At 69.3% G+C, this 12,223-nt stretch carries 10 protein-coding genes; 8 read left to right on the forward strand and 2 right to left on the reverse strand.

What is annotated here, in order from left to right; genetic code table 11:
* Window positions 1-27 precede the first annotated feature (27 nt).
* Together L1081_RS11500 and L1081_RS11505 are read left to right on the forward strand one after the other, a co-directional pair.
* Window positions 28-693 carry a glutathione S-transferase N-terminal domain-containing protein gene (locus L1081_RS11500; protein WP_489416512.1) on the forward strand — a complete coding sequence of 222 codons (666 nt, stop codon included), beginning with the start codon at window positions 28-30 and terminating at the stop codon, window positions 691-693.
* A gap of 34 nt (window positions 694-727) precedes the next feature.
* Window positions 728-2,107, forward strand: a complete 1,380-nt coding sequence (locus L1081_RS11505) for a phospholipase D-like domain-containing protein (protein ID WP_489416513.1) — start codon at window positions 728-730, stop codon at window positions 2,105-2,107.
* Here the strand turns inward: L1081_RS11505 and L1081_RS11510 are convergent.
* Window positions 2,085-2,804: a CerR family C-terminal domain-containing protein gene (locus L1081_RS11510; RefSeq protein ID WP_489416514.1), complete on the reverse strand. Its 720-nt coding sequence runs from the start codon at window positions 2,802-2,804 to the stop codon at window positions 2,085-2,087. The two genes, L1081_RS11505 and L1081_RS11510, sit on opposite strands and share 23 nt — an antisense overlap.
* 99 nt (window positions 2,805-2,903) lie before the next feature.
* On the opposite strand from L1081_RS11510, the gene L1081_RS11515 reads away from it, so the two are divergent.
* The 5 genes from L1081_RS11515 to L1081_RS11535 are packed head-to-tail and all read left to right on the forward strand — an operon-like array spanning window position 2,904 to window position 9,506.
* Window positions 2,904-3,923: an HlyD family secretion protein gene (locus tag L1081_RS11515; protein WP_489416515.1), complete on the forward strand. Its 1,020-nt coding sequence runs from the start codon at window positions 2,904-2,906 to the stop codon at window positions 3,921-3,923.
* Window positions 3,923-5,704 (forward strand): ATP-binding cassette domain-containing protein, encoded by a 1,782-nt coding sequence (locus tag L1081_RS11520; RefSeq protein WP_489416516.1) that lies wholly within the window; start codon window positions 3,923-3,925, stop codon window positions 5,702-5,704. Before L1081_RS11515 ends, L1081_RS11520 begins: the two co-directional genes overlap by 1 nt.
* Complete coding sequence (locus L1081_RS11525) at window positions 5,701-6,834, forward strand: ABC transporter permease (RefSeq protein WP_489416517.1); 1,134 nt, start codon at window positions 5,701-5,703, stop codon at window positions 6,832-6,834. Before L1081_RS11520 ends, L1081_RS11525 begins: the two co-directional genes overlap by 4 nt.
* Before the next feature lie 13 nt (window positions 6,835-6,847).
* Complete coding sequence (locus L1081_RS11530) at window positions 6,848-7,966, forward strand: ABC transporter permease (protein WP_489416518.1); 1,119 nt, start codon at window positions 6,848-6,850, stop codon at window positions 7,964-7,966.
* Between the two features lie 10 nt (window positions 7,967-7,976).
* On the forward strand, window positions 7,977-9,506 hold the full coding sequence (locus L1081_RS11535) for an efflux transporter outer membrane subunit (protein WP_489416519.1): 1,530 nt from the start codon (window positions 7,977-7,979) through the stop codon (window positions 9,504-9,506).
* Here the strand turns inward: L1081_RS11535 and L1081_RS11540 are convergent.
* Window positions 9,503-10,555 carry an ROK family protein gene (locus tag L1081_RS11540; protein ID WP_489416520.1) on the reverse strand — a complete coding sequence of 351 codons (1,053 nt, stop codon included), beginning with the start codon at window positions 10,553-10,555 and terminating at the stop codon, window positions 9,503-9,505. The two genes, L1081_RS11535 and L1081_RS11540, sit on opposite strands and share 4 nt — an antisense overlap.
* Before the next feature lie 132 nt (window positions 10,556-10,687).
* On the opposite strand from L1081_RS11540, the gene L1081_RS11545 reads away from it, so the two are divergent.
* Window positions 10,688-12,220 carry a glycine betaine ABC transporter substrate-binding protein gene (locus L1081_RS11545; RefSeq protein WP_489416768.1) on the forward strand — a complete coding sequence of 511 codons (1,533 nt, stop codon included), beginning with the start codon at window positions 10,688-10,690 and terminating at the stop codon, window positions 12,218-12,220.
* The last annotated feature ends 3 nt before the right edge of the window (window positions 12,221-12,223 follow it).

Here is a 12,223-nt window from a genome sequence, read left to right on the forward strand (position 1 = left end):
GGCGCCTTTCATGGTGAAGTCGGGGGCATGAAGACTCAGATCTATTCCGCCCCCCTCAGCATGTTCGGCGCCAAGGTGCAGATCGCCGCGCTCGAAAAAGGCGTCGATTTCGAACTGTTGATGGTGCCGTTCACCAAGGACGACACCTACGAGCCCAAGCACCCCGAGGTGCTGCGCGTCAATCCCGTCAAGCAGCAGGTGCCGATCCTGATCGACGGCGATGTCGAGCTGTTCGACTCGACGCAGATCTTCGAGTACCTCGAAGACCGGTACCCGAGTCCTGCGCTGTGGCCCCGGGGCATTGCCGAGCGGGCCCGCGCACGGCAGCTCGAGCAGAAGTCCGATGAAGTGTTCTTCCCCAACGTGATCCGGCTCTTCGGCCTGCAGCACGACATGCAGAGCGCGCCCGCCGTGGCGGCCTGCGCCGCCTGCGCGCACTACTACGACGAAATGGAAGGCCTGCTGGCCACGCGCGAATACCTGGCGGGCCCCTACTCCTTCGCCGACATCGCCTTCTACATGGCGCACGTGTTCGCCGACCGCAAGGGCGCCGGCATGACCGATGCCACGCCGCGGCTCGTGGCCTGGCGCGGCCGCGTGGGCGAGCGGCCCGCGGTGCGCGCGGCGGTCGATCCCATGATGCGCTTCCTGGCCTCCGAGGGGCGCGGCGTGCCCGCCTTCCTGCAACGCTGAACGGCGCGGACCCGTCCTCGGGCATCATTGCCACATGCCGAATTCCGCATTCGACTGGCTCCCCTCCCCATCCCAGCATTTTCTCGTCGTCACCTTTGCGCTGCTGGTCTATGTGCTGACCACGCGCGCGCGCCGCGAGCAGCGCGCCCCCACCACGGCCATTGCCTGGGTCATGGGGCTGGTGCTGATGCCCTACTTCATCCTGCCGATGTACCTGCTGTTCGGCCAGCGCAAGCTGCGCCCCGCGGGCTCGCCGCGGCCCGCGCGCGCGGCGGTGCCGGGGCACTGGGCCGCCGACCTCATCGAGAGCTTCGGCCTTGCGCCGCCGGGACGCTGCGAGATCCGGCTGCATGCCGACGGCGATGCCGCGCGCGAGGCGCTGTGGCAGGTGATCGACGGCGCGCGCGAACGCATCGACGTGTGCACCTTCATCATCGGCGACGACGCGCTGGGCCGCGCGGTGATCGAACGGTTGGCGCTGCGCGCGCGCGAAGGCATCAAGGTGCGCGTGCTGCTCGACGGCTTCGGCGCGCTGACCCTGCCGCGCCGCCACATCCGGCTGCTGCGCGCGGCGGGCGGCGAAATCGCCGTGTTCCGCCCCTTCTTCAGCCTGCGCCGCATCGGGCCGCGCAACCTGCGCAACCACCGCAAGTTCACCATTGCCGACGACGGCTGGCTGTGGTCGGGCGGGCGCAACCTTGCGGGCGAATACTTCACCGGCAGCGACAAATACCCCGAAGCCTGGCGCGATCTTTCGTTCGACCTGCGCGGCAGCGTGGCCGCCGCGGCGGCTCGCCAGTTCGACCACGACTGGAGCTCGGTGCGCGGGCGCAAGGCGCGCGCCATCACGGCCGACGACGTTGATGAAGGCGTGGACAGCGCCATGGCGCAGTTCCTGCCGAGCGGCCCCGACCAGACCGAGGACACCGCCCATGCGCTCTTGATCGACGCCTGCTTTCGCGCCGAGCACCGCGTGCTCGCCGTCACGCCCTACTTCGTGCCCGGCGATGGGCTGCGCGATGCGCTGCGGCTGGCCGCCCGGCGCGGCGTGCAGGTGACCATCGCCATGCCCGCGCGGTCGAACCACCGCCTCGCCGACTTCGTGCGGGCACGCGCCATGCGCGACCTGGCGCGTGCGGGCGTGAGCTTTCGCATGCTGCCCTTCATGGCCCATGCCAAGGCCGTGGTGGTCGACGACGAGTTGGCCATGTGCGGCTCCATCAACCTCGACCTGCGCAGCCTGCTGCTCAACCACGAGGCGGCCGTGGTGTTCTATGGCCCGCGCGAGATCGACTGGCTGGCCGAATGGATCGACACCATCGCCTCCGCCGGCGAGCCCTACCGCGCGCGGCGGCCGGGCTTGGTGCGCGACGTGGCCGAGGGGCTGCTGCTCACCGTCGCTTTCCAGCTCTAGCGGGCGCCGCGGCCGTGGCCGCCTCCTTCGCGATGGCATCGAGCCCGGCGAAGACGTAGCGCATCAGGTCGTCCGCGAGGCCTTCGGCATCCTTCAGCGCCGGCAGCACTTCGTTGCGCAGGTTCTTGGGGGCCACCGTCATCACGATGCAGGGCAGCACCGCGAACAGCAGGCCACGCTGCACCGAGGGATGGTCCTCGGGCAGGCCCATGATGCCGCCGATCAGGCCGCGGATCAGCCGGGCCTTGGGCAGCACCGCCTGGCGGATGAGCGCAGGCAGCGCCGGCGATGGCGACAGCGCTTCGCGCAGCACCACGCGGAACCCCCAGGGCGCCTTGGGCTGGCTGCCCATCTCGACCAGGTGGGTGAGGAAGGCACGCAACTTGAGCCGCGGATCGCCAGCCTCGCTGGCCAGGCTGATCAGTTCGTCCATGCTCACGAGCTGGCGGTGCGCCTCGATCAGCACGGCCTCGTAGAGCCCGTCCCGGCTGCCGAAGTGGTAGTTGACCGCCGCCATGTTGGTGCCGGCGCGGGTGCAGATTTCCTTGCTGGTGCTCTCGGCGAAGCCGCGCTCGGCGAACAGCTGACCCGCGGTTTCGAGGATGTGCAGCCGCGTGGTGCTGCCGTCGGTGCGCTGGACGCGCGCCGCGCCCTCGCGTGCAGCGGGGGAACGGGTGGTGGAAGAGCGTGTCGCCATGCGCCAAGGTTAATCGAATTGAAAAAATACTTCAAATTCAAATTTCAATTTGATAACATGCGGCCGTCATCCGATCTGGAAACCGGCAGGAGCCCGCCCATGAACAAGAAACCCCTCATTGCCGCTGCCGCCGTGGCGCTGGCCGCCGCAGCCGGCGGCTGGTGGTACTTCAGCCGCTCGGCCGCACCGTCCGATCAGCTCGTGCTGTATGGCAACGTCGACGTGCGCCAAGTCTCGCTCGCCTTCAATGCCACCGAGCGCGTGGCCGAACTCGCGGTGCGCGAAGGCGACCATGTGCGAGCCGGGCAACTGCTGGGCCGGCTCGACACGCGCTCTCTCGTGCTGCGCGTGGCGCAGTCGCAGGCGCGCATCGGCGTGCAGGAGCAGGCGCTGCTGCGCCTGAAGACCGGCAGCCGCCCCGAGGAACTGGCACAGGCCGGTGCCCAGGTGGCCGCGGCACGGGCCGATGCCGATCTTGCGCAGCAGCAGCTCGCACGCCTGCAGGCCATCGGCCAGACCACGGCCGGACGCGCCGTGAGCCAGCAGGACCTCGACAGCGCGCAGGCCCGCCGCAAGGTGGCGCTTGCACAGCTGGACAACGTGCGCAAGGCGCAGCAGCTCGCGGTGGCCGGCCCGCGCAAGGAAGACATCGCGCAGGCGCAGGCCCAGCTCGAATCCGCGCGCGCCGACCTCGCGCTCATGAACCACCAGCTGGCCGAAGCCGAACTCAGGTCGCCCATCGACGCCGTGGTGCGCGCCCGCCTGCTCGAGCCCGGCGACATGGCTTCGCCGCAGCGCCCGGCCTTCACGCTGGCCATCACCGATCCCAAGTGGGTGCGCGCCTATGTGGCCGAGCCCGACCTCGGCCGCGTGCGGCCCGGCCAGCCGGCCAGCGTGACGACCGACAGCCAACCCGGCCAACCGATCGCGGGCAAGGTGGGCTACATCTCGTCGGTGGCCGAGTTCACGCCCAAGACGGTGCAGACCGAGGAGCTGCGCAGCAGCCTGGTCTATGAGATCCGCGTGATGGTCGACGACAAGGAAGACCGGCTGCGGCTCGGCATGCCGGCCACCGTGCGGCTGCAGCTCGCCTCCTCAACCGCCAGCGGCAAATCCTGATGCGCGATACCGGGCCCGCCGTGGCCGCACGCTCCCTGCACAAGCGCTTCGTGGCCAAGGGCTCGAAGCAGGTGGTGCGCGCGCTCGACGACGTGTCGCTCGAGGTGCCCTCCGGCACGCTCACGGCGCTGGTCGGACCCGATGGCGCCGGCAAGACCACGCTGCTGCGGCTCATGGCGGGCCTGATGCGCGCCGATGAAGGCGAACTGCGCGTGCTCGGCATCGACGTGTCGGCCGATCCGCAGGCGGTGCAGGACCGCATCAGCTACATGCCCCAGCGCTTCGGCCTCTACGACGACCTGAGCGTGCAGGAGAACCTCGACCTCTACGCCGACCTGCACGGCGTTTCCGCCGGCCAGCGTCGCGAGCGCTATGCGCGGCTGATGGAAATGACCGACCTCGGCCGTTTCACGGATCGGCCCGCGGGCAAGCTCTCGGGCGGCATGAAGCAGAAGCTCGGCCTGGCTTGCACGCTGGTGCGCTCGCCCGACCTGCTGCTGCTCGACGAGCCCACCGTGGGCGTCGACCCGCTCTCGCGGCGCGAGCTCTGGCAGATCGTGCAGCAGCTGGTCGGCGAGGAAAAGCTCTCGGTGATCGTGAGCACCGCGTACCTCGACGAGGCCGAGCGCTGCAGCCATGTGTTCGTGCTGCAGGAGGGCCGGCTGATTGCGCAGGGCACGCCGGACGAGATCCGCGGCCATGCCGAGGGCACCTGCTTCGTCGCTGCACCGCCGGAGGGCGAGGCACCGCGCCTGATGCAGGCGCGCCTGCTCGATGCGCGGCAGCAGATCGTCGATGCCGTGCCGCAGGGCGGCGAGGTGCACTTCATCCGCCATCGGGGCACGGACGACGCGGCGCTCGAAAAACTGCTGGCCGGCGCGCGCGCCGAGCCCGTGCCGCCGCGGCTCGAAGACGGTTTCATGACGCTGCTGCGCACGCGGCAGGCCAGCGACACGAACATCGCCCAATCGGCGGCGAGCGAAAGCCTTGCACCGGCCGAGGGCGAGCCCGGCGAAGTGGTCATCGAGGTGAAGGACCTGGTGCGCCGCTTCGGCGACTTCGTGGCCGTGGCGAGCACCAGCTTCTCGGTGCGGCGCGGCGAGATCTTCGGTCTGCTCGGGCCCAACGGCGCGGGCAAGACCACCACCTTCCGCATGCTCTGCGGCCTCCTGCCCGCGAGCGGCGGGCAGCTGCGCGTGGCCGGCGTCGACCTGCGCCATGCGCGCGCACAGGCCCGCCAGCGCATCGGCTATGTTTCGCAGAAGTTCGCGCTCTACGGCAACCTCACGGTGCGCGAGAACCTCTCGTTCTTCGGCGGCGCCTACGGCCTGCGCGGGCAGAAGCTGCAGGGGCGCATGGACACGGTGCTGCGGCAGTTCGACCTCGAGCGCGAACTCGACGCGCCCAGCGGACAGCTGCCCGGCGGCTACCGGCAGCGCCTGGCCATGGCCACGGGCCTGCTGCACGAGCCCGAGATCCTGTTTCTCGACGAGCCCACCAGCGGCGCCGATCCGCTCGCACGGCGCGAGTTCTGGCGCCGCATCACGGCGCTGGCCGAAGGCGGCACCACCGTGGTCATCACCACCCACTTCATGGAAGAGGCCGAGTACTGCGACCGCATCGTGATCCAGGATGCCGGCAAGGTGCTGGCCATCGGCACGCCGCGCGAGGTGCGCACGCAGGCGCTCGACGGTGAAGACCGCGACAGGCGCATCGACATGGAGCAGGCCTTCATCGGCATCGTCGAGAAGGCGCGGCAGCAAGAAAGGAGGCAGCCATGAGCGGCTTCGGCACCCGGCTCGTCTCCCTCACGCGCAAGGAGTTTCGCCAGCTGCTGCGCGACCGCAGCAACCTGGCCATCGGCATCCTGCTGCCGATGGTGCTGATCCTGATCTTCGGCTACGGCATGTCGCTCGACGTCAAGAACGCGCCGGTGGCCGTGGTGCTCGAAGACTCTTCGCCGACGGCGCACGAGGCCATTGCCGGCCTGCAGCTCTCGCCCACCATCGCACCCGTGCTGCTGGGCTCGATGCACGACGCCGAGGCCCTGATGCGCGAGCGCAAGGTCGACGGCATCGTGCGCGTGCCCGCCGACTTCTCGCGCGCACTGGTCGCGGGCAATGCGCGCGTGCAGCTCATCGTGCATGGCGCCGACGCGGGGCGCGCGACCATCATCCAGGCCTACGTGAGCGGCGCGCTTGGGCAAGCGGCCGTGCGCCAGGCCGATCGCGGCGGCGGCGCCGGTGCGGCCGCGCCTTCGACGGGTCGCGTGACAGTGGAGCAGCGCATGTGGTTCAACGCCGCGAACACCAGCACCTGGTACCTGGTGCCGGGGCTGATCGTGCTCATCATGACGCTGATCGGCGCGTTTCTCACCGCGCTGGTGATGGCGCGCGAATGGGAGCGCGGCACGCTCGAGGCGCTGTTCGTCACGCCGGTGCGGCCGGTGGAAATACTGCTGGCCAAGATCATTCCGTATTTCGCGGTCGGCATGCTGGGCCTTGCGCTGTGCCTGCTGGCCGCGCGCTTCCTGTTCGCGGTGCCGATGGTCGGCTCGCTGTTCGCGGTGGTGCTCAGTTCGATGCTCTACCTGATCGTGGCGGTGAGCCTGGGGCTGGTGATCTCGTCGGTCACGCGCAACCAGTTTCTTGCGAGCCAGGTGGCGCTGATCGCCACCTTCATGCCTTCGATGATGCTGTCGGGCTTTTTGTTCGACCTGCGCAACGTGCCCACCGCCGTGCGCGTGATCGGCCACGTGCTGCCGGCCACCTATTTCATGGACCTGATCAAGACGCTGTTCCTCGCGGGCGACGTCTGGCCGCTGATCTGGCGCAACTGCGCAGTCCTCGTGGCCTATGCGGTGGGCCTGCTGCTGCTTGCCCGATTGGTCACGCGCAAGAGCCTGGACTGAAGGGGCGCCTTCCATGATCGACTTCCTGCTGCGCATCGCCAACCTCTGCAAGAAGGAGCTGCTCGCCATCTTCAAGGACCCGGCCAGCCGCGTGATCCTGTTCGTTCCCGCCATCATGCAGAGCCTCATCTTCGGCTATGCCGCCACCTACGACCTCTCGAACGTGCCCTATGCGCTGCTCGACCAGAGCCGCACCGGTGCATCGACCGAGCTCATTGCACACCTGGACAGCACCGGCGTCTTCCATCGCGTGGCCACGCTGCGCACGCAGGCCGACATCCGCGAGGTGATCGATACCGAGAAGGCGCTGCTCGTGATCCAGATCGCGCCGAACTTCGAGCAGCAGCTCAGCACGGGCCAGTCAGCGGCCATCCAGCTGGTGCTCGACGCGCGCAACTCCAACACTGCGGGCTCCGCGGCCGGCTATGTGGGCGCGGTGGTGGAGCGCTACAACGCCGAGCTGCGCACGCGCGCCGGCGCGCCTCCGGCTCCGCTCACCATCGAATCGCGCGCCTGGTTCAACCCCAACCTCGAAACGCGGTGGAACCTGCTGCCCGGCCTGATCGCCGCGCTCAGCATGCTGCAGACGCTGCTGCTCACCGCGCTTTCCGTGGCGCGGGAGCGCGAGCAAGGCACCTTCGACCAGCTGCTGGTCACGCCGATGTCGCCGCTCGAAATCATGATCGGCAAGGCGCTGCCGCCGGTGCTGGTGGGCCTTGCGCAGTCGACGCTGATCCTGCTGGTCGCCCTGTTCTGGTTCGGCATTCCGATGGCGGGCTCGCTGGTCACGCTCTACACCGGGCTGGCCTTCTTCACGGTGGCCAGCGTGGGCATCGGCCTGTCGATCTCGGCGGTGTCCGCCAACATGCAGCAGGCCATGCTCTACACCTTCGTGCTGCTGATGCCGATGATGCTGCTCTCCGGCCTGACCACTCCGGTGCGCAACATGCCGCAGGTGCTGCAGCTGATCACCATGGCCAACCCGCTGCGCTTCGCGATCGACCTGGTGCAGCGCGTCTACCTCGAAGGCGTGGGCCTGGCCACGGTGTGGCACAACCTGATTCCACTGTCGATCATCGCCATCGTCACGCTGCCGCTGGCGGCCTGGCTGTTTCGCCATCGTCTGGTCTAGGGAGCACCCCATGCCCGCATCGCGCATCCTCTTTGCATATTCCACGCTTGTGCTTCTTGTTGGCGGTTGCGCCGTGGGGCCCGACCACCGGCCCGCACAGGTGCAGGCGCCCGCCGACTGGTCCGCATGGCACGGCGGCTCGGCGGCGCTGCTCGGCGCCGAGCGCAAGGCCGCGCCCACAGCCGCCTCGTCCGGCGACTGGAAGGCCTTCGGCGATCCGCTGCTCGACCGTTTGCAGGCGCTCGCGCTGGCCGCCAACCACGACCTGCAGACCGTCGCTCTGCGCTTCGCGCAAAGCCGCGTGCAGCGCACCGCGACCGCGGCGCAGCAGGCACCGCAGCTCAATGCCAGCGGCAGCGTCGCCCGGCAGCGCCAGAGCGAGAGCGGCGCCGCCACGCGGATGATCGATGCGCTGGGCTCGTCGGTCGCCAACCGCGACCAGCTGATCCGCACGCTCAGCGAGCCCTACAACCTCTACCAGGCCGGTTTCGATGCCTCCTGGGAAATCGATCTCTGGGGCCGCGTACGGCGCAGCATCGAGGCCGCCGATGCGGATACCGGCGCATCGGCCGCGCTGCTGCGGCAGGCGCAACTCAGCGTGCAGGCCGAGGTGGCGCGCAGCTACTTCGAACTGCGCGGCGCGCAGCGTGAATTGCGCGTGGCGAACGCCGACATCGCGGCCGCGGCCGAATCGCTCGAGCTGGTGCAGGCGCGTGCCGACGGCGGCCTGGTCACCGACCTGGACCCGACGCGCCAGCGCACGCAGCTGGCCGAACTCAAGGCGCGCATTCCGATGCTGCTGCAGCAGGAGGCGCAGGCGATGAACCAGATCACGCTGCTGACCGGCGCATCGCCCGGCACGCTGAACGCCGAACTCGCTCCGTCTTCCGGGGACGCGGGCAATCCGCTCGAAGCGCTGCAGGCACCGCCGCTGCCCGAGCTTGCGCTGGGCTTGCCCGGCGACGTGGTGCGCCGTCGTCCCGACATTGCCGCGGCCGAAGCCCAGCTGCATGCCGCCACCGCGCGCATCGGCGTGGCGGTGGCCGACCTCTATCCGCGCGTCACGCTCGGTGCGGGCTTCGGCTACGAGTCGGCCGACAGCGAGCGTTTTGGCGAATGGGGCAGCCGTCAATGGCATGTCGGCCCTTCCATCAGCCTGCCGATCTTCGACAACGGCCGGCGCCGCAGCACGGTGAACCTGCGCGAACTGCAGCAGCAGGAAGCCGCGGTAGCCTTCCAGCAGACCGTGCTCAAGGCCTGGCACGAGATCGATTCGGCGCTGAGTGCCTACGCCGCCGAACGCCAGCGGCATGCCGAGCTGGCCGAGCGCGAGCGCAGCAGCCGCGACGCGCTCACGCTCGCGCATGCGCGCTATGCGAACGGGCTCACGGATTTCGGCGTCGAACTCGACGCCCGTCGCGCACTGCTGCAGGCGCGGCGCGACCAGGTGCAGAGCACGAGCCGCATGGCCGTGGGCATGGTGGCGGTCTACAAGGCGCTCGGCGGCGTGCCGCCCGCTGTCGCGGCGGCACCGGGTTAGAAGGTATTGGTGAAGCTCGCATTGCCAAGCCCCGTGCCGATCGTCAGCACGCCCCAGTGGGACACGTCGCGCATGAAGGGCAGTTCGCTCAGCCCCTGCACCACCGCGTCGTTGTGCATCAGGATCAGCGTGGGGCCGGAGCCGATCATCGGCATGCGGCGCCACAGCGCGCTCGGCAGATGGAACGCGCGGCTTTCCCAATCGCCCGGCAGGTTCTGCGTGCCGCGCTCGATCGAGCCGTCCTTGCGGATCAGCCCCGGGCAGGCAATGCCGATGAAGGGCGCCAGGCGGATGTGCTTGCGCTCGCAGTAGCGCACCATGTCCTCGAGCATGGCCGCGATGCGCTCGACCATGTCGGTGCGGTTCGGATCGTCGTCCGCATGCCGCCATTTTTCGCGCCGTACCACCTTGGCAAGCGACAGGTCGCGCGCCTTGCGCCGCCGCGTCTTCACGATGCCGCAGCGCACGTTGGTGCCGCCGATGTCCACCGCCAGGATGGCGTCGTGCTTCTTCAGCATGGCCGGCGGCGCCAGGTGCACCCAGCCGATCAGGCCGCCGTCGTCGACCTCATGCGACAGGCGCCCGAGCTGGACGTGAACGCCCAGCTCTTCGAGGATGGCAGCGGTCTGCAGGATGGCGCGCTCGCCCACATCGCTTTCGGTGAAGCCGCCACCCACCACGATGCGCTCCACCTTCTTCCATGAGGGCTGGCGCGTGAAGCGCTGGATCACGAAGGCCAGCTCTTCGGCGAATTCCTCGATGGCGCCGTGCATCAGGTCGCCGGCCGCCGAGGTCTTCAGCAGCACGCGGTCGAGCTGCTTCTTGCTGAGGTCGCGCGAGTGTTCCTTGCCCAGTGGATCGGTGCCGGCCTTGCGGCGGCGCTTGCGCCAGCGCTCGAGCAGTTCCCTGAAGGCCGTCTGGCTGGCCTGGTCGCCGACGAAGCCGTCCTTGTCGCGCAGCTGCAGGCTGTAGCCCTCGACCCTGAGGCCCGGAAGCTCGCGCAGGCCGTGGACGTCGGGGCCGGGCAGCAGTGGAGGTCTCTTCTTCATGGCAGCCACTATGGGTGCGACGGCGTCGACGACGCATCGGTAGCCCGCACCAGGGTTTGTAGGAGATTGGCGGGTACGCCGGCCGGTCCGATGTCTATACACTGGCCTGCGATGCACCTGCTCCACCACCGCATGCTGCGCGCCGCCTTGTTGTTCTTTGCCATGGCATGGCTCGGTGCCGCTGCATCGGCGCAGCCCGGCGAGGGCACGCTGCGCGTCGGTTCCAAGCGCTTCACCGAGTCGTACATCCTGGCCGAACTGCTGGCGCAGACCGCGGCGCCGCACACCGCATCGCCGCCGGTGGTGCGCCAGGGGCTCGGCAACACGGCCATCGTGTACGAGGCGCTGCGCTCGGGCGCCATCGATCTCTATGCCGAATACACCGGCACCATCGCGCTCGAGATCCTCAAGGGCTCGCCGGCCGAGACGCGCGAGGCCATGAATGCGGCGCTGGTGCCGATGGGCCTCGGCGTGGCCATTCCGCTGGGCTTCAATGACGGCTATGCGCTGGCCGTGCGGGCGGCCGATGCCGAGCGGCTCGGGCTGCGCACGCTGAGCGATCTTGCGAAGCACCCTGAACTCAAGCTCGGCCTGTCGAACGAATTCCTCGGCCGCGCCGACGGCTGGAAGGGCCTGGCCGCGCGCTACGGCTTCAAGCAGGTGCCCACCGGCCTCGACCACGGCCTGGCCTACGAAGCCGTGGCCGCAAAGCAGATCGACGCCATCGACATCTACACCACCGACGCCAAGATCGAGCACCTCGGCTTGCGCGTGCTCGCAGACGACAAGAAATACTTTCCGCGCTATGACGCCGTGGTGCTCTACAGGCTCGACCTGCCGGCGCGGCTGCCCAAGGCATGGGCCGCCCTGCAGACGCTCGAAGGCCGCATCGACGAGCACGCGATGATCGCGATGAATGCGCGTGCCGAACTCCAGAGCGTGCCCTTCGATGCCATTGCGCGCGACTTCCTGGCCGGCGTGGGCCAGGGCGCAAAGACCCAGGAGACCCGGCGCGGCTTCACCGCCAAGCTGTTCGGCCCCGATCTCTGGCAGCTCGCGCGGCAGCACCTGGTGCTGGTGGCGGTATCGGTGGGCGTGGCGATCCTGATTGGCGTGCCGCTCGCGATCCTGGTGTTTCCGCATGTGCGGCTGCGTGCGCTGGTGCTCGGCTTCGCGAGCCTGCTGCAAACCGTGCCTTCGCTCGCGCTGCTGGCCGTGCTGATCTCCATGCTCGGTGCGATTGGCGCGCTGCCCGCGCTGATCGCGCTCACGCTCTATTCGCTGCTGCCGATCATGCGCAACACCGTGACGGGCCTGGCCGAAGTGCCGAACGGCCTGCGCCTGGCCGGCACCGCGCTGGGCATGACGCCGCCGCAAAGCCTGCGGCTGGTGCTGCTGCCGCTCGCACTGCCCACGCTGCTGGCCGGTGTGCGAACGGCCACCGCGATTGCCATTGGCACCGCGACCATCGCGGCCTTCATCGGCGCGGGCGGATTCGGCGAGCGCATCGTCACGGGGCTGGCGCTCAACGACCGCGAGCTGCTGCTGGCCGGCGCGTTGCCGGCCGCGGCGCTGGCGCTGCTGAGCGAAGGGGTCTTCGAGCTGGTCGAATCAGCGATGCGCCGTCGCCGCCGCACCGCGCCAAGCTCGCTACCGCCCGTCTGACGA

The organism is Variovorax sp. MSC1_012 (assembly GCF_023667525.1).
GTDB classification, from domain to species: domain Bacteria; phylum Pseudomonadota; class Gammaproteobacteria; order Burkholderiales; family Burkholderiaceae_C; genus Variovorax; species Variovorax beijingensis_B.

Excerpts from the sequence above, each read along its gene's own strand:
- L1081_RS11500 (WP_489416512.1), top strand. The coding sequence starts at position 28 with ATGAAGACTCAGATCTATTCCGCCCCCCTCAGCATGTTCGGCGCCAAG.
- L1081_RS11505 (WP_489416513.1), top strand. The coding sequence starts at position 728 with ATGCCGAATTCCGCATTCGACTGGCTCCCCTCCCCATCCCAGCATTTT.
- L1081_RS11510 (WP_489416514.1), bottom strand. The coding sequence starts at position 2,804 with ATGGCGACACGCTCTTCCACCACCCGTTCCCCCGCTGCACGCGAGGGC.
- L1081_RS11515 (WP_489416515.1), top strand. The coding sequence starts at position 2,904 with ATGAACAAGAAACCCCTCATTGCCGCTGCCGCCGTGGCGCTGGCCGCC.
- L1081_RS11520 (WP_489416516.1), top strand. The coding sequence starts at position 3,923 with ATGCGCGATACCGGGCCCGCCGTGGCCGCACGCTCCCTGCACAAGCGC.
- L1081_RS11525 (WP_489416517.1), top strand. The coding sequence starts at position 5,701 with ATGAGCGGCTTCGGCACCCGGCTCGTCTCCCTCACGCGCAAGGAGTTT.
- L1081_RS11530 (WP_489416518.1), top strand. The coding sequence starts at position 6,848 with ATGATCGACTTCCTGCTGCGCATCGCCAACCTCTGCAAGAAGGAGCTG.
- L1081_RS11535 (WP_489416519.1), top strand. The coding sequence starts at position 7,977 with ATGCCCGCATCGCGCATCCTCTTTGCATATTCCACGCTTGTGCTTCTT.
- L1081_RS11540 (WP_489416520.1), bottom strand. The coding sequence starts at position 10,555 with ATGAAGAAGAGACCTCCACTGCTGCCCGGCCCCGACGTCCACGGCCTG.
- L1081_RS11545 (WP_489416768.1), top strand. The coding sequence starts at position 10,688 with ATGCTGCGCGCCGCCTTGTTGTTCTTTGCCATGGCATGGCTCGGTGCC.